The sequence below is a fragment of the Pleomorphochaeta sp. DL1XJH-081 genome (assembly GCF_049310885.1).
GTDB lineage: Bacteria > Spirochaetota > Spirochaetia > Sphaerochaetales > Sphaerochaetaceae > CAYZJV01.
This window is the reverse complement of sequence record NZ_JBMDYO010000002.1, coordinates 302,778-323,667: the sequence shown is the minus strand read 5'-3', so window position 1 is coordinate 323,667 and position 20,890 is coordinate 302,778. Positions and strand designations below refer to the sequence as shown.

Annotated in this window: 20 protein-coding genes; 15 read left to right on the top strand and 5 right to left on the bottom strand. The window is 46.2% G+C overall.

Annotated elements, in window-relative coordinates; translation table 11 throughout:
* Window positions 1-57: 57 nt before the first annotated feature.
* The gene (locus ACODJP_RS05810) at window positions 58-1,119 is read right to left on the bottom strand and encodes a zinc-dependent alcohol dehydrogenase family protein (RefSeq protein WP_422479445.1); all 1,062 of its coding nucleotides are present in this window, start codon (window positions 1,117-1,119) and stop codon (window positions 58-60) included.
* Between the two features lie 29 nt (window positions 1,120-1,148).
* Window positions 1,149-2,144, bottom strand: coding sequence for an aldo/keto reductase (locus ACODJP_RS05805; protein WP_422479443.1), 996 nt, complete (start codon window positions 2,142-2,144; stop codon window positions 1,149-1,151).
* Window positions 2,145-2,487: 343 nt separating this feature from the next.
* Between ACODJP_RS05805 and ACODJP_RS05800 the strand changes: the two genes are divergently transcribed.
* The 4 genes from ACODJP_RS05800 (at window position 2,488) to ACODJP_RS05785 (ending at window position 7,267) form a co-directional block, all read left to right on the top strand.
* The gene (locus tag ACODJP_RS05800; protein WP_422479441.1) at window positions 2,488-3,813 is read left to right on the top strand and encodes a UDP-glucose dehydrogenase family protein; all 1,326 of its coding nucleotides are present in this window, start codon (window positions 2,488-2,490) and stop codon (window positions 3,811-3,813) included.
* Window positions 3,810-4,796, top strand: coding sequence for a GDP-mannose 4,6-dehydratase (locus tag ACODJP_RS05795; RefSeq protein ID WP_422479439.1), 987 nt, complete (start codon window positions 3,810-3,812; stop codon window positions 4,794-4,796). Before ACODJP_RS05800 ends, ACODJP_RS05795 begins: the two co-directional genes overlap by 4 nt.
* Window positions 4,797-4,803: 7 nt before the next feature.
* Window positions 4,804-5,937, top strand: a complete 1,134-nt coding sequence (locus ACODJP_RS05790; protein ID WP_422479437.1) for a substrate-binding domain-containing protein — start codon at window positions 4,804-4,806, stop codon at window positions 5,935-5,937.
* A 136-nt stretch (window positions 5,938-6,073) separates the two neighbouring features.
* The gene (locus ACODJP_RS05785) at window positions 6,074-7,267 is read left to right on the top strand and encodes a nucleoside-diphosphate kinase (RefSeq protein WP_422479756.1); all 1,194 of its coding nucleotides are present in this window, start codon (window positions 6,074-6,076) and stop codon (window positions 7,265-7,267) included.
* Between the two features lie 217 nt (window positions 7,268-7,484).
* Here ACODJP_RS05785 and pyk read toward each other — a convergent pair whose 3' ends face one another.
* The 3 genes from pyk to ACODJP_RS05770 form a co-directional block, all read right to left on the bottom strand.
* Complete coding sequence (pyk, locus tag ACODJP_RS05780) at window positions 7,485-8,936, bottom strand: pyruvate kinase (RefSeq protein WP_422479435.1); 1,452 nt, start codon at window positions 8,934-8,936, stop codon at window positions 7,485-7,487.
* Window positions 8,937-9,050: 114 nt separating this feature from the next.
* Window positions 9,051-9,728 carry a DUF3307 domain-containing protein gene (locus ACODJP_RS05775; RefSeq protein WP_422479433.1) on the bottom strand — a complete coding sequence of 226 codons (678 nt, stop codon included), beginning with the start codon at window positions 9,726-9,728 and terminating at the stop codon, window positions 9,051-9,053.
* On the bottom strand, window positions 9,728-10,402 hold the full coding sequence (locus tag ACODJP_RS05770) for a SatD family protein (protein ID WP_422479431.1): 675 nt from the start codon (window positions 10,400-10,402) through the stop codon (window positions 9,728-9,730). Before ACODJP_RS05770 ends, ACODJP_RS05775 begins: the two co-directional genes overlap by 1 nt.
* Window positions 10,403-10,727: 325 nt before the next feature.
* On the opposite strand from ACODJP_RS05770, the gene ACODJP_RS05765 reads away from it, so the two are divergent.
* The 11 genes from ACODJP_RS05765 (at window position 10,728) to ACODJP_RS05715 (ending at window position 20,886) form a co-directional block, all read left to right on the top strand.
* Window positions 10,728-11,450 carry a FadR/GntR family transcriptional regulator gene (locus tag ACODJP_RS05765; protein WP_422479429.1) on the top strand — a complete coding sequence of 241 codons (723 nt, stop codon included), beginning with the start codon at window positions 10,728-10,730 and terminating at the stop codon, window positions 11,448-11,450.
* A 52-nt stretch (window positions 11,451-11,502) separates the two neighbouring features.
* Complete coding sequence (locus ACODJP_RS05760) at window positions 11,503-11,895, top strand: cupin domain-containing protein (RefSeq protein ID WP_422479427.1); 393 nt, start codon at window positions 11,503-11,505, stop codon at window positions 11,893-11,895.
* Between the two features lie 9 nt (window positions 11,896-11,904).
* On the top strand, window positions 11,905-12,762 hold the full coding sequence (locus ACODJP_RS05755) for a sugar phosphate isomerase/epimerase family protein (protein WP_422479425.1): 858 nt from the start codon (window positions 11,905-11,907) through the stop codon (window positions 12,760-12,762).
* A 50-nt stretch (window positions 12,763-12,812) separates the two neighbouring features.
* The gene (locus ACODJP_RS05750) at window positions 12,813-13,847 is read left to right on the top strand and encodes a TRAP transporter substrate-binding protein (RefSeq protein WP_422479423.1); all 1,035 of its coding nucleotides are present in this window, start codon (window positions 12,813-12,815) and stop codon (window positions 13,845-13,847) included.
* A 92-nt stretch (window positions 13,848-13,939) separates the two neighbouring features.
* Complete coding sequence (locus tag ACODJP_RS05745; protein WP_422479421.1) at window positions 13,940-15,223, top strand: TRAP transporter large permease; 1,284 nt, start codon at window positions 13,940-13,942, stop codon at window positions 15,221-15,223.
* 13 nt (window positions 15,224-15,236) lie between these two features.
* Window positions 15,237-15,752 (top strand): TRAP transporter small permease, encoded by a 516-nt coding sequence (locus tag ACODJP_RS05740; protein WP_422479419.1) that lies wholly within the window; start codon window positions 15,237-15,239, stop codon window positions 15,750-15,752.
* A complete protein-coding gene (locus ACODJP_RS05735) occupies window positions 15,749-16,597 on the top strand; it encodes a sugar phosphate isomerase/epimerase family protein (protein WP_422479417.1) in 849 nt (282 codons plus the stop codon). The genes ACODJP_RS05740 and ACODJP_RS05735 overlap by 4 nt, the downstream gene beginning before the upstream one ends.
* A 292-nt stretch (window positions 16,598-16,889) precedes the next feature.
* Entirely contained in the window at window positions 16,890-17,888 is a 999-nt protein-coding gene (locus tag ACODJP_RS05730; protein WP_422479415.1) for an ABC transporter substrate-binding protein, read from the top strand.
* Between the two features lie 85 nt (window positions 17,889-17,973).
* Entirely contained in the window at window positions 17,974-19,044 is a 1,071-nt protein-coding gene (locus tag ACODJP_RS05725) for an ABC transporter permease (protein ID WP_422479413.1), read from the top strand.
* 12 nt (window positions 19,045-19,056) lie between these two features.
* Complete coding sequence (locus ACODJP_RS05720) at window positions 19,057-20,115, top strand: ABC transporter permease (protein ID WP_422479411.1); 1,059 nt, start codon at window positions 19,057-19,059, stop codon at window positions 20,113-20,115.
* 18 nt (window positions 20,116-20,133) lie between these two features.
* Window positions 20,134-20,886: an ATP-binding cassette domain-containing protein gene (locus tag ACODJP_RS05715; RefSeq protein ID WP_422479409.1), complete on the top strand. Its 753-nt coding sequence runs from the start codon at window positions 20,134-20,136 to the stop codon at window positions 20,884-20,886.
* The last annotated feature ends 4 nt before the right edge of the window (window positions 20,887-20,890 follow it).

The following is a 20,890-nucleotide window of genomic DNA, read 5'->3' as shown; positions in this document are numbered from 1 at the left end:
GGCAGAGGAGGCAAAGCCTCCAGGGTCCAGGGCTTGCCCTGGGGGTAACGATACCATTCATTTAAGCTCTTCATCGAAACAGACAGCAACCTTACCACAAGCGCCGCTGGCCATAAGGCGGTATGCTTCATCTGCTTGGTCCAAACTGAATCGATGGGTGACCAGGTCTTCAGGATGGATTTCCCAACGGACCAGACGTTCCACTAGGTCCTCCATGCGCCAAATGCTAGTTACCCAAGAACCATAGATGGTCTTCTGATCATGGATGATATCGGGACTGGGGTTGAAACTCACCGTTCCGCCTTCACCAACCATGGCAATCTTACCCCATTGGCGGGTTGCCCGAATGGCTAAAGCACGTCCATCGGCATTAGCACTGGCATCCAGAGCTTTCTCAACACCCTTGCCTCCGGTGACTGCTTTGATCTGATCGAGGGTATCGGCACCAGGGGTAAATACATGGTCTACCAGATTGAGCTTCTTCGCCAGATCGATACGTTCCTGTTGGATCTCCACACCAATAAGCTTGTTGGCTCCCATGGCTTTGGCCAACATGAGGGCGGCAAGACCTACAGGACCCAGTCCAACAACCAATACGGCATCATTTCCACTAATGCCAATTTTCTCGATTGCTTCATAGACGGTGCCGAATCCACAGGCTACCTGGGCTCCATCGGTATAGGTGAGTTCATCCGGTAGGAATACCAGATCCTTCTCATCAGCAAGAATGTAAGGAGCCATTCCACCATCACGCTGCCAGCCGTATGCTGCACGATGTTCGCTGCTACAGCTGATCATATAGCCCATGCGACAGTCGTGGCATACGCCACATCCGCTAATGTGATATACGATAACACGGTCGTCCTTTTTGAATCGTTTGCATCCAGGACCAACTTCGACAACCTGTCCACAGGGTTCGTGACCAGCAATTACATTCTGGTATCCTTCGGGACCTTTGCCTAGATGTTCACGATAGATGGCCCGGATATCGGACCCACAAATGGTGGAGCTCTTGGTCTTCACGACTACTTGCCCATGTCCTGGTGTTGGAATGGGGAAATCCTTGAAAGCTACGGTACTGTTGCCGGGCAACAGAGCACCCTTCATCTTCTCGCTCATGGTTATCCTCCTTGCGCATTGGCGCATTGTTATTTTGTAATGGTCCCGTCTTCATCCCACAGGTCGTGCCAGTCATTGGCTCCTTCCCACAGGAACACATGTCCTTTGATCAATCGGCAGTTGCGATCGATTCCATCGATAGCCTGTTTTTCTTCAGATGATAGCGGGTCTGTCGACACCGCTTCCATATTCGACCTGATATTCCTCTCTTTGGTGCTGAAGGGAATGGGTACATGTCCGTTTGCAGCTGCCCACTTGAGGCAAATGGTAGCTGGATGTACACTATGGTCCTTGGCGATCTTTACGATAACCGGGTCTTCCATATCGACCGAATCATCATGTGTCCTATCGCGTTCAGGCCTTCCAGGTGAGCCCAAAGGTGAGTAACCGATTGGTACGATACCGTTTTCTTTACAGAAGGCGACCAAATCGGGTTGTTGGAAGTGTGGATGCAACTCCATCTCATTACAGGCTGGTTTAATACGGGCATCGCGAAGCAAGAGTTCCATTTTTGGTATGGTCATATTGCTCGAGCCGATATGCCGTGTCAAACCTTCATCGACCAATGACTCCAGAACCCGCCAGGTTGCCATATAGCGATCATGATCGTAGGGAATCGCATTTGGGCTGCGGCTGTCGATAGAACACTTCGGTGGATGGTAATTAGGGAATGGCCAATGGATCAGGTAGAGGTCCAAATAATCCAACTGAAGGTCTTTCAGCGATTGTTCGAAGGATGCTCGGGCATCGATAGGATCATGTTTATCGTTCCATAATTTTCCAGTTATCCAGAGATCTTCCCGTTTTACCACGCCATCGGCGAATAGTTGGGAAAGGACTTCTCCAATCTGTTTCTCATTTCCATAGACAGAGGCACAATCGATATGGCGATAGCCCATCTCTACTGCCATTCTGACTGCTTTGGCGATGGCGTCGGGTTCAACATGGTCGCTTCCGAATGTGCCCAGGCCGATTGCAGGTATCTTTGCCTTAGTTTGCGGTATGGTTATATAGGGTGTTTGCATAAGCTTGTTCTCCTTTGTATCCTACTGGCATTGTAGCAACCTCATGGCACTGTGCAATACGTGAAATACGCTACATATATATTGTTTTGCGCAAAACTATCTGATATCATTACCGTATGCCAATTATAGGTATATCATTACGGTTCCAAGATTCATTTGACTCACAAGTCGCTCGGGGTAGCGAGATCACGGAATGACGACATTTTCAACGAAAGGTAGAGATTTTGAAAGATCTGGATGCGGATGGAGTAGAAAAAAGAACCAGAGTGCTTTCATCATTGGAAAATGTGGGTTTATTGGGTATCATGTGATAAAAAATTGATTGGTACGTTAAGGAAGTGATATGGCGAATATTGCGGTGATAGGAACAGGTTATGTAGGGCTCGTATCAGGAGCATTGCTCAGTGACTTTGGTCATTCGGTGATTTGTGTTGATATCGATACAAAAAAAATCGAGCGGTTGGAAAAGGGGGAGATTCCCATTTTTGAACCAGGCTTGGAACCTATAGTTAAGAACAACACCTATTATAAACGATTGATTTTTACTACGGACCTCGCGAAGGCTGTAAAAACTTCCGAGGTAATCTTCATTGCGGTGGGAACGCCACCTGCCGACGATGGGAGTGCCGACCTGCAATATGTCCTGGCTGCCGCAAAAGGAATCGCTGAACACATGGATGACTATAAGGTGATAGTTGATAAATCAACCGTTCCCATCGGAACTGGGCAAAAGGTTAAGAACGCTATCAAAGAAGTGTTGGTAACACGCAAAGTAGATATTCCTTTCGATGTAGTTTCCAATCCTGAATTCCTTCGGGAGGGATCGGCTGTCCAAGACTTCACCCATCCGGATAGGGTAGTCATTGGCGCTGAGAGTGAAAAAGCACTCAATGTCATGAAGGATGTCTACCAAGTACTGTTCATCAATGAGACTCCGTTTGTTGAGACCGATATCGAGACAGCAGAGATGATAAAATATGCCTCCAATGCATTCCTTGCCATGAAGATTACGTTTATCAACGAACTTGCGAATGTCTGTGAAGAAGTAGGGGCAAATATTCAAAAAGTTGCCAAGGCAATGGGACAGGATGGAAGAATTTCTCCCAAGTTCCTGCATGCGGGGCCTGGGTACGGAGGAAGCTGTTTCCCCAAGGATACCAAAGCATTGGCAGAGATTGCCCGCGGTTGTGGTCAGCCAATGAGTCTTATGGATGCGACGGTAACAGCAAATGAGAGACAGAAGCTCAAGATGGTAGAGAAAATTGAAAAGGAATTGGGTAAAGATTTGAAAGGAGCTACTATCGCTATCCTTGGTGTCACCTTCAAACCCAATACCGATGATATGAGAGAAGCTCCTTCTCTAGTCATCCTTCCAGCTTTGGCAAAGAAGGGTGTCAAATTGAGGATATCCGATCCCCAAGGGTATAAGGAAGGTTCTTGGCGGTTTGGTGAAATTGCAGAAAGCATAACTTGGTGCAATGATGCCTATGAGGCTGTCGAAGGAAGTGATGCAACAGTAATTTTGACCGAGTGGAACCATTTTAGGACCTTAGACTTCTCCCGGTACGAAGAACTCGGAGCAAAGAAAATTCTTTTTGATTTGAGGAACATCTTCAAACGTCAGCAGGTTGAGGAGATGGGCTTTGTCTATCATGGAGTTGGAGTATGAGCACCGTCTTGGTTACCGGGGGAGCTGGATTCATTGGATCCCATGTGTGTGAAGCGCTTCTCAGACGTGGGGATTCGGTGGTGGCACTCGATAATTTCAACGACTTTTATGACCCAAAGATAAAGCGATCGAATGTCCATGCTATTAGGAAGACAACAGAAGAACAAAGGGGCTCTTTTGCTCTTGAAGAGGGTGATATCAGGGATAATGGATTCCTCGCAGAAGCTTTCGATAGGCACGAGATCGATGCTGTAATCCATCTTGCTGCTTATGCTGGCGTAAGACCATCGATTGAGAATCCCCAGCTCTATACCGAAGTGAATGTATTGGGAACAACGAACCTTCTCGAGATGATGAAGACGCAGGGTATCAAGAGACATGTTTTCGCATCTTCCTCATCTGTTTATGGGAACAATAGAAAGATTCCTTTCAGCGAGAAGGATCCGGTCGATAAGGCGATCTCGCCCTATGCAGCAACTAAGAAAGCTGGTGAAGTAATCTGTTACACGTATCATCATCTGTACGGTATCAATACAGCTTGTCTTCGGTTCTTCACTGTCTATGGGCCTCGTCAAAGACCTGATCTGGCAATTCATAAGTTCACCAAATTGATACTTGCAGGCCAACCTATTCCTTTCTATGGTGATGGTAGTATGAAACGGGACTTTACTTACATAGATGATATTGTCGATGGTGTCCTGAAAGCCTTGGATTGGACAAATGCAACTGATTCAAGATACAAGATTTTCAATCTTGGGAATTCTACTCCAATGGCATTGTCGGAATTGGTGAAAGCAATTGAAGAAGTTGTTGGTAAAAACGCGATTATAAAGAGACTACCACAACCTCCAGGAGATGTGGATTGCACATATGCCGATATCACCCAAGCTAAGGAAATCCTAGGATATTGTCCAAAATTCGATACAGCAAGTGGATTGAAAAATTTTTATGTTTGGCTAACTTCTACCCAAACAGGCAAATAAAACGCTTATGCCAATTATAGGTATATCATTACGGTTCCAAGATTCATTTGACTCACAAGTCGCTCGGGGGATCATCGAGTATGCGAAGGCAAAAAACGATTGGTCGTTAAGGGGATCGGGTGGAGGTCTGCGTCCTCTCAAATATACCGGTCGCGACCGATGCGATGCGGTTATCGCTAGGATAGAGAGTGCACAGGATGCCGACCGGTATGCCTCCCTTGGTATTCCTGTTGTCGATATCGCCGGAGCCCATACGAGGCATGAGATCCATCGGGTACAGAATGACGACTTCGCTACAGGAAGGAGGGCAGGCGAATATCTGAGGCGGTTAGGGGCTCGTTCATTCGCCTATTGTGGTGTACAGAAGGTGCATTGGTCACGTCAGCGACTACTCGGATTCACTGAAGCTGCTGGGATTTCTGTCGATACCATGCCCCGTTTCGAACGAAGTCTACCGTGGTGGCAACAGAGCACCCCATCGCCAGCTTTAAGATCATGGCTACGTCAGCTACCAGAACCCACAGCTATCTTCTGTTGCAACGATATCGCAGGAGTAAAAGCAATAGCCCACGCCTCGGATATTGCTCTCGATATCCCCTCCCGATTGACGCTTTTAGGAGTAGATGATGAAGATTTGCTATGTACACTATGCAATCCCAGCCTTTCCAGTGTCCGTCTCGATTGTGCGACTATAGGTTTCCGGGGTGCTGCGTTGATCGATACCATGCTTGAATCTGCTCCCATGCGTATACCGAACCAACCCCACATCGTCCTTGTTCCTCCGCAAGAGGTGGTTGAGCGTGAAAGTACCACAGTGGTCTTGGAAAAAGATCCTGTGGTAGCCCAGGCTGTCAGATACATACGGACCAATTTTTCCAAAGCTATCACCGTTGAGGATGTGGTTCATCATTGTTCGGTTTCCCGGAGGAATCTGGAAATCCGATTCAAACAAGCTAGGGGAATGACTATCCATGCCGAAATCGCACAAATGCGCCTCATTCAAGCGTGTAAACTGCTCAAACAAACCGACCTTACCATAGAGACCATCGCATCCGAGTGTGCCTTTCCCAACGTCCAACGTTTCCATGTCCTCTTTAAACGCGCCTTTGGCAGCACACCTGGTAACTGGCGTCTCAGGTAGTGAATATATGCCAAATCTATTGAGCTTATGCCGATCGAACTCTTTACCTCCATAGACATTCGGCTCCAATGAAGGTATAGTGTTGGCCGTACACAATTTGGAAGTGAAATTGAAAAGATTCAAGGAGTTATTGACCATGGAACATAGTCTCTCTTACGTGTTGGTTACCCCCTACACCATAGCCAAGAGCCGCACCGGCGGGGTGTTGTCACGCTTACTTTCTCGACTCGATATCGAACTGGTGGGTGCACAGATGTTTGCCCCGGATGAGCACTTCGTTGCTGAGTATGCGAAGGTTATCCGTCAGCATCCGGATGGCGATTTGAAGAAAACCAACGACTTGTTGGCCGATTACGTGGAGCACAATATGGTGCCTTCTCAAGGACGTCGTCACCGATCAATGTTGCTGATCTTCCGTGGTGAAGATCCCTGTCGAAAACTCAGTGAGATTGTAGGTCCAGTCAACCCCGAGCGCCGGAGTATCGATAGCCTCACCGGTGAGAATATCCGTGATACGTATGCCGACCTCATCATGGATCCAGAGGATCCCCAGAAGGTGACCTATTTCGAGCCTGCAGTCCTTACTCCTCGTTTACAAGAGACGGCCAATCTTCACATGAAGTTATTTGCCGACTGGTTGCCTGATGAGCAGAATCTGGTCGAGAATATGATTTATCCCAATCCTAAGAAGATCCAACGATCGTTGGTAATCATCAAGCCCGACAACTGGAAATATGCCTCGAGTAAGCCTGGCACGATTATCGACATGTTTAGCCGAACTGGATTGCGAATCATCGGAGTGAAGGTTCATCGGATGAGTGTAGCACAGGCATTGGAATTCTATGGTCCTGTCAAAGATGCCCTGAAAGAGAAGCTCTCTCCCGTGTTCGGAAGGAAAGCCAAGGAGCATTTGGAGACCCACTTCAACATTACTCTTACTCCTGAAACAGAGCAGGCATTGGCTGCAAGTGTGGGCGTGGAATATGCGGTAGACCAATTCGAGCAGATTATCGAGTTTATGTCGGGAATCCGACCTAGCGCTTGTCCGCTTGAGGAGCTCAACCAGCCTGGTTCGGTTAAATGTATGATCCTGATCTACGAAGGAGAAGATGCTATCGACAAGATTCGCGATGTCCTCGGGCCAACGGATCCTTTGAAGGCTCCTGGTGGCACCGTACGTCGTGAGTTCGGCAGCAATATTATGGTCAATACCGCCCACGCTTCCGATTCAGCCGAAAGTGCCCAGAGGGAGATGGGGGTAGTGAAGATTCACGACAACTCCTGTGGTGATATCATGCGTTCCTACCTGTCCATGATGCCCAAAAAATAGAGTAATTGGTACTAAAACATTTTGTTGAAAAGGTCTTCTGGGATGAACTCAGAAGACCTTTTCTATCTTAGCATTTTCGATTGTCATCTCTGCAAGAACATGCCGAAAAATGCAGCTCCACGTGGGATTACGAAACACAGCGAAACACACAAATCCCCTCTGGATATGCTGCTTTTGCAGTTCAACGTGGTGAAGTGGAACTTTTCCCAGGGTAACTTTAGACTTCAACCACCTTGATCATATTCGTCATCCCAGGACTTCCGACCGGTACACCAGCGGTAATGACGACGATTTCTCCCGGTTGGGCGAGGTTGTTATCCCGAAGATACTTTGGTGCATAGTCCAACAATTCATCGACAGAATTTAGATTGTCGATCAGCCGAGGCGTGACTCCCCAGGAAAGGGCAAGACGAGTAACAGTGGAAGCCACCGGGCTGAATGCTATGATTGGTGTTCCGGGACGGAACTTGGCAATTCGACGGGCTGTACTGCCACTATGGGTGAAGCAGGCGATCTTCGAAGCCTGTATAGCCATCGCCAATTCACGAGTTGCCAGACCGACAGCATCGGTGATCGTCCTCTTTGTCCGCAGCTCCACGTGTTCCCTGTTAAGCCCCTGATCCAGTACTAGACGCTTGAACTCGGCACTTTTTTCGGTATGGGTTACCACCCGATTCATGATCTCCACTGCCTGCAGTGGATACTTTCCCGCTGCCGTCTCGCCCGAAAGCATGACTGCACTGGTACCATCGAGTACAGCATTAGCCACATCGTTGGTTTCAGCACGGGTAGGGCGGGGGTTGACCATCATTGACTCGAGCATCTGTGTCGCGGTTATCACCGGCAGCCCTGCTTCGTGACACGAACGGATAATCGCCTTCTGTACCAGAGGTACCTCTTCAGGGAACATTTCTACTCCCAGATCGCCTCTGGCAACCATGATTACTCCCGATTCTGCTATGATCTGCTTGATGTCCTCGACAGCTTCAGGTTTTTCAACCTTACTGATGATAGGAATTTCCCTGCCATAACGAGTAAGCATGAGATTACGAAGGGCTTTAACATCGTTGGCACTACGTACGAATGAAAGTGCTACGTAATCGAGTTCGTTCTTGAAAGCGAATTCGAGATCAGCTTCATCTTTTGGAGTGAAGGAGGAGAGGTGAGCTAAGGGGATACCTGGGAGATTCACTCCTTTACGTGGTTTGACCACTCCGCCTTCACTGGCAGTGCAGTGGATATCCTTACCCTCAACCTTGTTCACCACAAGGGCAATAAGACCATCGTCTATAAGTATCCGATTGCCTGGTTTGGCCTCTTCATGCAGAAAAGGATAGTCGATACTGATCCGCTCAGCGGTTCCCAGACACTCCTCTGTAGTAAGAATGATGCTGTCTCCTCGTTGCAAGGTAAAGAAGGGTTCGGCCAATTGTCCAATACGGATCTTGGGTCCTTGCAGGTCTTGGAAAATGGCAATAGGAATCCCTAACTCCTGTGATGCCTGCCGAGCCCGATCAACGCGCACTTGTTGCTCTTGTGCACTGCCATGGCTGAAGTTCAACCGTATGACACGGGCTCCGGCCATTATTATGGAGCGGATGGTCTCGTAAGATTCTGAAGCCGGACCTATGGTCGCCACGATCTTGGTATAATTATTCAACGGTTGCATGGATTTGCCCTCCCTTTGCATAGGGCCATTTTACTGCAAAGGGGGTTCTACGTAAACGGATTTGTTGAATGCCTCTGTTTTGCTCTGTTTCTCGAAAAGGAGATCGGCTGAATACTAAATCCAGGTAATGAGAATTGTGTACCAAGCAAGAACCGAGATAATACTTACGAGGGTTCCAACGAGGAAATATTCACAGAAATCGGTTGACTCAGATAATTGTTTACTCCGAGCGAAGGCTTTTGCAGCGATTACCCAGCCTATGGCAGCTGGTTGGCCCATAAGGACAAGTGCTGCCAATACCAATCGTTCGAGGTATCCAATGGTTTTTCCAGCTCCTTCGATACTTGATATCGACCCTTGCGGTTTGAATCGACTGAAAACCATTTGGAACATGATGGAAGTTGGTTTAAGTAGGATCAATAGATAAACGGCAAGCCTGATGTACTGCGCATTTGTGGTAAAGAGAAGAGCAGTCCCCATATATATCTGAGAAACCCAATATAGTGTAGCTACATGGAGTATTTGGTCCATAACAAATAGCCTTTCGGGTTTGGTCGCCCTCTTCTCAATGGGGAATTTGATTGAATCAAACAAAAAGTGAAGTCCAACGATAATGAAGTAGGCAGATGACTCTGTCTCCATAAGAAGTGGAAGAAAAGCCATGGCATATACAATGGAATGGATCAAGACACCGGTAAACTTCTTTTTCTTATATTCGGCAAGAAGGGTAGGTTGCAGGTAGAAATCTCCGATAATATGCATCCCGAGTAGTAAAATGGTTATTGTTGACATTATGTGATTCCTCCTACGATCTCCTTGAGCGTCTTCTCAGTATACTTTTTCATGTCCAGGTATGCAAAAAACCCCATTGCTTTTATGGTACTGTTCACTTGCTGGACAGAGATCTGCATCTCTTTGGCCAATTGGGTTTGTGGTACTTCTGCATACCCATGTTGTCTAATATACCATCGGGCAAGCTCGATTTGTTTGTTCTTCCACCCAGCGACAAGAAGGTCCTGTCCAACTAATATTTGATTTACGAGTGTTTGTAACCAGCGAAGTGACGGATCTGCGATGCATATATGGATAAAATGGGTCCCATAATAATCCAAATTATCGATAGCTCCCATAGCTTCTCGTGCGCTCCAAAAGGCGGGACCATCTGCAAGTATACTTTGTTTGTAATCGATCTTGGTATGGATTTCTCCTAATCCCAATCCAAAGCGAATTTCACAGAGTCCGATTAGTGAAAAACGGATTTTATCACATATAGCCAGTATAGGAGCAGATGCAAGGAAAATTCCTTGGAATGAGTCTCCAGCATTGATCATGAGTTCGGCTGAAATATGAGAAGAGAAAGCTTCATTAATTTCTCTAATCGATGAAACTAGAGCCTCCTGCAACGCAGATCGATCCTCATGTTTCCGAGAGTGTTTGATGTCGGCTACCAATGCAAAATAATTCATGTCTCTAGTTTCTCATAGATACTGCTATAAATCAATAAAAATTCATTGAAATACTAAAAATAAATAAAACAATATTGAAAAATGATTAATCAATGAAAAAGTGTTGATTTTATGCAAGTGTGTTTTTCTGCCAATTATCTAGTATTATGTATATAGGAAAGAAGTTACATGGGACTATCGGTACCATTTTTTTTCAATAAGATCTCCAGAAGATGGTATAAAAATCGTGAAAAAATTTTGTTGACAAGTGGTTTGGTGGACCGTATCCTAAGTTCAGAGGACGAGGGACGTAGGACGTCCTAGTACATAAGCTTGGAGGAATTGGGTGAACGCAGATACTCTATCGATTTTGTTCGATAATACAGATGGTAATTCTCTCAAACGGGAATCAGTTTCATCTTCCATCGCCAATATGATTGTTGACTATATAACCGCAAAGAAACTGAAACCTGGGGACCAATTACCGACTGAACAAGAGTTTATGACACACCTTGGTGTAGGTCGGAATTCAGTGCGAGAGGCTGTGAAGATGCTCTCTTTCCTTGGCGTGGTTGAGATACGGAAGGGAATTGGCTCGTATATAACTGACAGTATTTCTTCTTCAGCATTGAATCCATTGGTATTGAGCTTAGCCTTTGAACAAGGACTTTCTATGGATCTGCTTGAATTACGTATTCTTATAGACAGCGGAGTGGGTGCTATAGTCATTGATAAGGCAGATGAAGATGGTATCGCTTTACTTGAGAAGACCAATGAACAAATAGGGGAATCAATCCGGAACTTGGACCAAGATACTATTCCCTTGAAAGAACTCGATTTTGCATTCCATCAAGCCATGTTCAGGATAGCTGGAAACTCTTTGGTGGAGAAGATAGGTATGGCTGTGTATAAGCTGTTCAATTTCGCTATGGAAAAATCGATGGTGGCCGATCCTGAACAGGCGTATCAGAATCACAAGCTGATCATTGAGGCTATCAAGGAGCGAAATAAAGCGAAACTGATAGAGAATACCCGTAAATCGTTAGCTGTTTGGAGTAAGTTTGTCTGATCATATCCGAGAATTGTCTTGGAAATAGCTATGCAACCTGAGGAGGTGTAGAATGGAAGTAGTAAAATGTTGGGAAGAACCTGGAGTTACAATTCCCGCTCCGTATGTACGACATATCAAGGTGTTCTTTGCTCCTGACAAGAACAATGTGCCGGAAATGACATTTACGCATGCGTTACTGTATCCCAATAGTAAGACCGATTATCACACACATGATAAACCGGAACTCATACAGATAATTTCTGGACATGGGATTGCTATATGTGATGGAGAAGAGACAAAGATTGGCCCCGATATGGCGCTGTATGTGCGAGCAGGAGAAATGCATCAGGTTATCAATACCGGTGAAGAGACATTGAAGCTTGCCACCGTATTTGTTCCAGGTTTCAATTCTCAAGAAAATTTCGATCGTTGTCTGAAAGCCGCTAAGGAACAGAAGGCGTAAGGAGAACAGATGAAACTGCCAGAGATTGCGGTAAACCTGTTAGTGTTCAATACCGTATCGCTTGACGACGCTTTGGATGCAGTAGGTAAGACCGACAGCCGTTTGGTAGAGTTAGCCTATACTTCTGGATATGCCGTCTTTGATGAAGCTAGTGCCTTTACCAAGGAAGCCTCTGATGGTATTCGGGAGGCGTTGGAAATACGTGGATTGAGGTGTAGATCGATAGCTGCACACATGGACTTAGGGATGGAAGACTCAATTGATCGTTTCCGCCAAAGGTTGCTATTCGCACATCGAGTCGGTGCCACAATTGTTATCAGTAACACCTCCACTATCGATCGACGCCTGCGATTTGAACACAACATTATCGAATTGTCCCACATTGCTTCTGATCTTGGTATGACAATCGGGTTGGAAAACCCAGGAGATGGGAGTGGTAACCTCTTGTCGAATGGGGTTGCTGGAGCAAAGCTCATCTCCTCTTTGGGGTTGGCTAATGTAGGGCTGAATTATGATTTCAGCAATGCCATATCCTATGCAGGGATGAAACTGGATATAGAACTTGATTGTGCCAGTGCCGTGGAGAAGTCCGTCAATCTTCACTTGAAAGATCTGAAGAGTCAGGAGAGTGGACTCGGCTGGGATTTTTGTCCTATTGGAGAAGGCGATCACGATTATGTTGTTCTATTCAAGCATGTGAAGAAACATGGAGTTCCAATTCCCATGAGTCTTGAGCTTCCACTTCACATGCAAAGGGGTCCCGATCTTCTCATGAAGCCGAGAACACATCTTTTAGATCGGGAAGAATGTATAGAGGCAATTCAACAATCAATACAGAACATCAACCGACTTTGGGAGACTGTTTGAAAGGTTGGATGTGATCTACGAAAAAACAATGAACCATAAGGAGGTATTTTATGGTTTCAAGAAAAAAGAAATTATTGTTGGTTATGAGTATCGTAGGATTACTGTTGGTAATTTCTACGACTGGGTTGTTCGCCGCAGGTGCTCAGGAAGCAACCTCGACTGAACAGAAGTCTATGACGCTACGTTTAGCACATATTTCCGATGAGGGACATCCTTCCCATAAGGCATCGATGTTGTTCAAGGAATTGGTTGAGGAAAAGACGGACGGAGTTGTAAAAGTGGAGGTCTATTCCAACTCAAGTCTCGGTTCTGCTCCTGAGTACACCGAACAACTACAATTGGGCGCACTCGAACTTGGTCTCGTGACAAGTGGCCAGTTGCAAGTATGGGTACCCGAATATGGTGCTGTAATGATTCCTTTCCTCTTCGAGGGTTATGAACACGCGCATCGTGCACTTGATGGTGAAGCGGGAGAACTGCTGGCAGATTATGCTGCGGAGCAAGGTTTTGTCGTAATTGGAAACTGGGAGTGGGGATTCCGCCAGCTCTCGAACCGCTTGTTGAAAGTCGAGAAACCAGCTGATGTTGCTCGCCTCAAGATGAGGGTTCCAAATGAAATCCAGCTTGAATCCATGTACAAAGCTTTGGGTGCAACAACTTCAATTATCAGTTTCCCTGAATTGTATATGGCTCTTGCACAAGGCGTTGTCGACGGTCAATGTAATCCATTGTCCACCATCTACTATCAGAAACTATACGAAGTGCAACCTTTCGTGACTATCTTGAACCACGTATACAATACTCAGATGTTGGTAGCAAGCGAAAAGGCATGGAATTCTCTCACAGAAGAAACCAAACAGATTGTGCTTGATGCATCGGCGCAGGCAGGAGCTCTGGCAAGGGAACTTACAGTAAATTCGGAGGAGGAGTTGATCCAAAAACTCGAAGAAGCTGATGTAACGGTGAACTATCCGGATCTCGCCCCATTTAGAGATAAGATGGGACCTGCAATCAAAACGATTGGCGATTTTGCAGGCAATGAATTCACCGACAAGTTTGTCAAGTTGGTCGAACAAGCTCGCTAAGTCAATTTTTACGGAAGACAACCTGCGGAGTATGATATTCCGCGGTTGTTTTCCATCGCATGTACCATTCGCAAAGGAGTGCAGAATTTCAGATGGATATCATACTAGTTTTTAGCGCGCTGATACTTCTCATCCTTCTTGGGATTCCCGTTGCATTCAGTATGGGAATCGCCACATTAATTGCATTTTCTCTCCACGACAGTTGGAGTATGATTGTAGTCATAGCTCAACGGATGTATTCCGGGAGTACCTCTTTTGTGCTTTTGGCGATTCCCTTCTATATCTTATCAGGGCTACTTATGAACGATGGAGGACTCACAAAACGTATTCTCCGGTCAGCAGAGATGCTGGTAGGCAGAGTCCCTGGAGGCTTAGGTCATGTGAATATTCTGGTGAGTATGCTTTTCTCCGGAATGTCGGGGTCATCAGTCGCAGATGCAAGTGGAATGGGTGTGGTTGAAATGGAAATGATGGAGAAAGGTGGGTATGACAAGAAGTTCAGTGCTGCAATAACAGCTGCTTCAGCCACCATCGGTCCCATCATACCGCCAAGCATACCATTTGTCATATATGGCGCACTTACCGGAGTCTCCGTTGGGAAGTTATTTATGGCAGGATTGATCCCTGGAGCATTCATGGGTCTCGCTCTTATGGTAACTGTCTATATCCTGGCAATTAGGAGATCGTATCCACGTTCACAAAACCGTTATAACAAGAAGGAGTTGTTCCTTGGCTTTTTGAATGCTCTGATACCGTTTGGTAGCTTTTTCATTATAATCGGAGGAATCTCCTTCGGAATCTTCACTCCAACCGAAGCTGCTATTGTAGCATGTGTATATGGTTTGCTGATTGGTTTTCTCCTGTATAAGGATATGACTTTAAAGAAACTCCCAGCCATACTCAAAGAGACCATACGTAGTTCTATTAGGGTTATCTTCATCATCGCCGTTGCAGCTGCATACGCGTACGCACTGACAATCATGCGGGTTCCGCAAAGATTGTCTACAGCGCTAGTTTCGGTAGCTGAACGACCATGGCTCTTTCTTATCTCAGTGAATGCACTGCTATTGTTACTTGGTTGTTTCATGGAAACCATCAGCATTATGACTTTGGTTGTGCCAATCTTCTTGCCCATTATACAAGCAATCGGAATAGATCCAATTCATTTTGGCGTGCTTATGACATTGAATCTGATGATTGGACAACTTACTCCTCCCATGGGAGTATGTCTATATAGTGTAGCAAGCATCACAAATTTGACAATCAAAGAGATTTTGAGCGAATTGTGGCCGTACCTTCTCGCACTATTTGTTGTCTTGCTGATTATTACGTTTGTTCCCTCGATTGTTCTGTTCTTGCCAAATCTGATGTCATGAAGGAGTTGATTGTATGATTAAGCAATTGGCGAAAATTGATGAAGCCCTGAATAAAACACTTTTTGTGCTCGTTGAAATCAGCCTCGTCGTACTGTTGATCTTATTATCGGCTCAAGTCAGTGCAAGATATTTTCGCATTCAGGCTCTGGCACCTCAGGACGAAATCATCAATCTGTTTTTCGCCTGGTTTGTGTTCGTCGGTATTGCGCTGCTTTTCCGTGAAGATGGGCATCTGAGAGTTGAGTTTGTAGATGATTTTCTCAGCTCACGTATTACCTTACTTGCATTCTACCAACTATTCTCATTACTAGTGAGGGGAGTATTCATCGCTGTCCTATTCTCAAGTAGCTTGAATCTATATATCTCCTCAGGTCCGAGGACGAGTCCCATGCTTCACTTGCCGCAGAGATTGTGGTATGGAGCGATTTTGTTCTCTGCGATGCTCATGTCGGTGCATTGCATCGTAAAGATAATCATCCAGATCAGGATAGTAGTAGAGAAATTGAAAAACAGGAAGCAAGCGAAATGAAGTTTGGAGTTTCCCCTGCCTATTTCCTCTCTAAGTACGGAGAGCATTTCAGTCCACAGCAATGCATTGCTGAAGTTCCATTGATCAAGAAGATGGGGTTCGATTCAATGCAGCTTGAAATAACGTATGTGCAACACTTGGATGACTGGAGAAGCAGCCAGGTTTCCCAGCTTCAAGCCACCTGCGAAGAATATACGGTCGATATCTCCCAACTAGTAGCCCATTTCTGGATTGAGAATTCCACTACTCCCATAGGTATTTTGAATGGGTATAGTAGGGAAGAGGTTTCTAAACTCCTTGTACTTGCTGAAAGCTTGCCCGGTTGCAGTCTCCTTACTGTTCCCTTTGGGAAATTCCATACGGAGCAACAGGTCATGACGCACGAATCGTATCGGAAAATTGAGCGGACACTTCTCGATAATCTACAGCGTCTCTGCGACATGGCGCAAGCTCATGGAGTCAAGATTGCACTGGAGCTACAGCCCGGTTCGATTATACCGGGACTTGGTGGTGTCCAACAAATTCTTTCAATTCTCCAGTCAGTAGATAATCTTGGGTATAATTTCGACACTGGTCATGCGCATGCTTTCCGCGATGTACTCGAAACCATTCCTGCCCGTTTGGGTAATCGAATTTTCGGCACCCACTTGTGCGATAACGATGGTATGGTCAATTTATCATTGACTCCTGGAGAGGGTACGATTGATTGGGAACAAGTTCTTGACGCACTTCTGTTAAACGGTTACCAGGAATCTCTTGATTTAGAGATTATGTGTCCACCAGAGGAAGTATCAAAGAAATATAAAGAGGGGCTCGACTATATAAGTCAGTACGTTGAAAAATAACGCCGATGGCGTTTGAGCCATCTGCTGTTACGGCACGAAGGAAGCTTCCCTAACTTCAGGTCAAACTTAGTACTCATGAATCGTTATCTACATAGTCGTTCCAATTACTCCAATTATCTCATCTCAGGTGCATACTTCAATACCCACCTCTTGGGTAGTCGGCTACCCATATCCTACCTTTTTTAGCGTAAGGAGTTGCCTTCTATGCTATCTTTGCTATTGGCACGCTTTGTGCATGGTGATGTTTGGTTGTTAACCGATTTCTCGTTTCCATCACGAAAAGGAGTATGTCATGAAAAGAAGTATTATCATGCTATTGGTTGTGCTGACCTTGTTTGGGAGCACATCCATGGTTTTCGCAGCTGGTGCGCAAGAAGCCGCCGATGACGGCAAAATTTCCCTATTGTTCATGCCAGGTGTAGCCGATCCATTCTATTACACTATGGAAAAGGGTGTACGGGCAAAGGCGGAAGAATTGGGTGTCGAGGTAGTCGTGGCCGAATACCCGAAATCTTGGGGTCCTGAAGCCCAGGTGCCTATCTTGGAAGCGACAGCTGCGAAGCAGGATTTCGATGCTATTTTGATAGCACCGACATCGAATGATGCACTGATCGCACCATTAAAAAAGCTCTATGACAAGGGCATGGAGATCATTACCGTAGACACCTTCCTTGGTGATGGTGATTACTCGAAGCAGAGCGATTTCAGCTTCCCGCTCTCTTACATTGGTTCTGACAACTATCTAGGCGGAAAGATGATGGCTGAGAAATTGGCTGAAATGCTTGGTGAGAAGGGCAAGGTTTTCTGTGAAGCGACCAATCCCGATGCCTCGTCTGTCGCTGACCGAGTCAAAGGATTCACCGCCGGTGTAGCACAGTTCCCGGAAATGGAGCTGGTGGGAGTCGAATGGTGTCTCGATGTCCAACAAGTAGCCCAGGAGCAAACCTTGGCAGCATTGCAGAAAGACAAGGACATTGTCGGTATCTTCGGAACAAACGTTTACAGCGCACAGGGTTCGTATCAAGCGGTTGTGAATGCCGGTCTTACCGGAGCTATAAAGATTGCATCATGGGATGCGACCCAAGAACTGATTGGTGCCTTAAAGAAGGGACAGGTCGATCTCGTACTGGCACAAAAGCCGGGTGAGATGGGAACCCTCGGAGTCGAGTGGGCAGTCAAATATCTCAAGGATAATTCTGTCGAAGTTCCCAAGAAGGTCATCCCGGGATTCGAGTTCTTCACTAAGGAGAATGTGAACGATCCCAATATGGCCCAGTTCATTTATCAGTAGAAACAAGTATCAACGACGGCTTCTCCTACTTGGAAGGAGGGAGAGGCCGTCCAATTACGAGGAGAGTTCAATTGGAGGGTGCCCGATGACAACACACACACCGTTCGTTCAGACCAAATCAGGCAGATTGTTGGGTCGCCACTGGGCGTTATTTTTTCTTCTGGGAATGGTGGTGATATTCGCATTCACCGGACCCGGATTCTTCGAAGTTGTCAACTTTCAAAACATTATACATCTGGCTACAATCTCGATACTGCTGGCGGTAGCAGAGACCTTCGTGATCATTACCGGAGGAATCGATCTGTCAATCGGATTTGTGATGGGGTTGTCTTCAACACTGGCAGCACGAATCATGGTTATACTCAGCTCTACAAGTTTGAATGAACCATTGATCATTATCTTGGGAACATTGGCTGGATTGCTGGTTGCCTTCATTCCTGGTTTCATAAGCGGAACGCTTGTGGCACGTTTCAAGGTGCCTCCGTTTATTGCGACCCTAGGAATGTGGGGAATCTGCAATGGAATCACCTTGCATATTTGCGACGGATTTCTCCCCATTGCCGGACTTCCATCGGTACTTCCCCGTCTCGGGAACGGATATCTCATCTATATCCACAAAGGCCAGTCACTCACATTGTTCAGAAAGCCCGATTACATTCCCGATGAACGGGTGAGGGAGCTCATCAGGTTAATCCCCTTCTCATTTGTTCTTATCGCAATTGTCATACTGGTATTCTGGTATGTGCTCCATAAAAGTAAATTCGGACAACATACCTACGCAATCGGAGGGAATATGGATGCAGCCATCCGATCGGGTATCGATGTCGATCGGCATTTGGTAAGGATCTATATGCTATCGGCCTTTCTTGCCGGTCTAGCCGGTGTTTTCAATGTATTTCAGACTGGAATAGGTAATTACACTACATTCAGTTCCATGTATGAACTGTTTGCCGTAGCGGCTGTGGTTATCGGAGGTGCAAGCCTGTTGGGAGGCAAGGGGAGGATCATCGGCTCCATGGTCGGAGTGCTGGTTCTTGCAGTCCTGAAGAACGGATTGGCAATCTCGGGAGTCCAGCCCTTCGTACGATACATAGCAGTCGGCGTCCTCCTTACCTTGGCTGTGATCATAGACCAACTGTTCCCCGATCTTTTCTAAACGGAGTTGCCCATGAATGCATTAGTCACGCAGCGAAAACGGAGTGCACTGGTTACCATAGGACGAAACTGGGTGTTTCTCTTTCTGTTCTTGGAATTCAGTTTCTTCGCCATCCTTACCCGTGGTTTCATGAGCCTGAACATTATCCAGATGATCCTCTTCTATGGTACCGAGGTCTTTCTCTTGGCTACCGCTGAGTTGTTCGTGATAATAACCGGAGGTATCGACCTGTCGGTCGGTTATGTGTTGGGATTCGCGACTGTAATTTCCTCCAAGCTCATGGTGGTATTCGCCTCCAGTGGACTCTCTCCCTTAGGTACCATCGTAGTGAGCATATTGATTACTCTATTCATTGGAGTCATACCGGGTTTCGTCAACGGCGTATTGGTTGCGAAGCTTCGTGTTCCTCCCTTCATTGCGACATTCAGCATGTTAGGAGTCTGCCAAGGGATTTCAGAGTTGCTTATGCAGGGAATACCGGCTAAAAACCTGCCAAGGTTAGCAGGTGCAATCGGTAATGGACATTTTCTCTATATCGCCTCTGGCGAAGGAGTCTCATTCTTACAACGGCCAGATGTAGAACGGGGAGTGAGGGTCATAGAAATTATTCCGAATGTCGTCGTATTTGCTCTCATTTTCATTATCATATTCGCTTTTATCCTCAAAAAGACACGTTTTGGTCAGCACATCTATGCAATAGGAGGGAATATCGATGCTGCTATCAGAGCCGGGATCGATGTTAAAAAACATATCATAGCAGTCTACATGTTCTCATCCTTCTTCGCATCTCTTGCAGGCATTATCTATGTTATGAAGTACATAACCGGTAAAGCCGATGCAGGAGCTGCTTCACTGTTAGATGCGATTGCAGCCGTGGTAATCGGCGGTGCAAGCATGTTCGGTGGGTCGGGCACGGTATGGCGAACCATTGTGGGTTGCCTCGTAATTGCTACATTGGAGACTGGATTACGTATGCGGGGAACTCCGACATTCGATAAATATATTCTGGTGGGAATCATTCTGATTTTCACTGTGGTCATAGAACGGTTTTTCCCCGATATGAAACGGTAGGGCAGGCAGGAGGATACCATGGGATACATCATCGAGACAAAGGGCATAACCAAAAGGTTTGGCGGTCTTACCGCAGTAGACAATGTGAGTATGGGGGTCAATGCAGGAGAGGTTGTCGCCATTCTTGGTGACAATGGAGCTGGCAAGTCCACACTTATAAAGGTTATCAGTGGTGTGCATAAACCCGATGAGGGTTCTATCCTCCTCGACGGTAAGCCCATGAAACTTGAATCCCCGATGGATGCCTTGGCAAGCGGAATAGAGACAATCTATCAGGATCTGGCTCTCGCTGAGAACCTTAATGTCTCCTCAAATATTTTTCTGGGACGTGAAAAAACGAGAAAGTCGCTGGGGATGTTCAATGTCCTTGATCACGAGTACATGCAAAAAGAGTCAAGGAGTGTGCTCGATAGGCTAGAAATCGAGATTCCTTCATTGAAGAATACCATCCGAACTCTCAGCGGAGGTCAGCGACAGGCTGTAGCGATCTCGCGTTCCATCTACTGGGAAGCGAAGGTCCTGATTATGGATGAGCCAACTGCCGCGCTGGGTATTGCCGAACAGAAGAAGGTTCTTGCTTTGGTTAATTCCTTGAAGTCACAAGGAATTGGGATTATCATTATAAGTCACCAGATGTATGATGTATTCGAGGTCGCCGATAGGATCATGGTGATGCGCCGTGGAAAGAATGTAGCGACCCGGCTGGTCTCTGAGACTACTCCCGATGAAATAGTCGGTCTCATTGTAGGATCGGAGACGGTAAAAAGGTGAACAT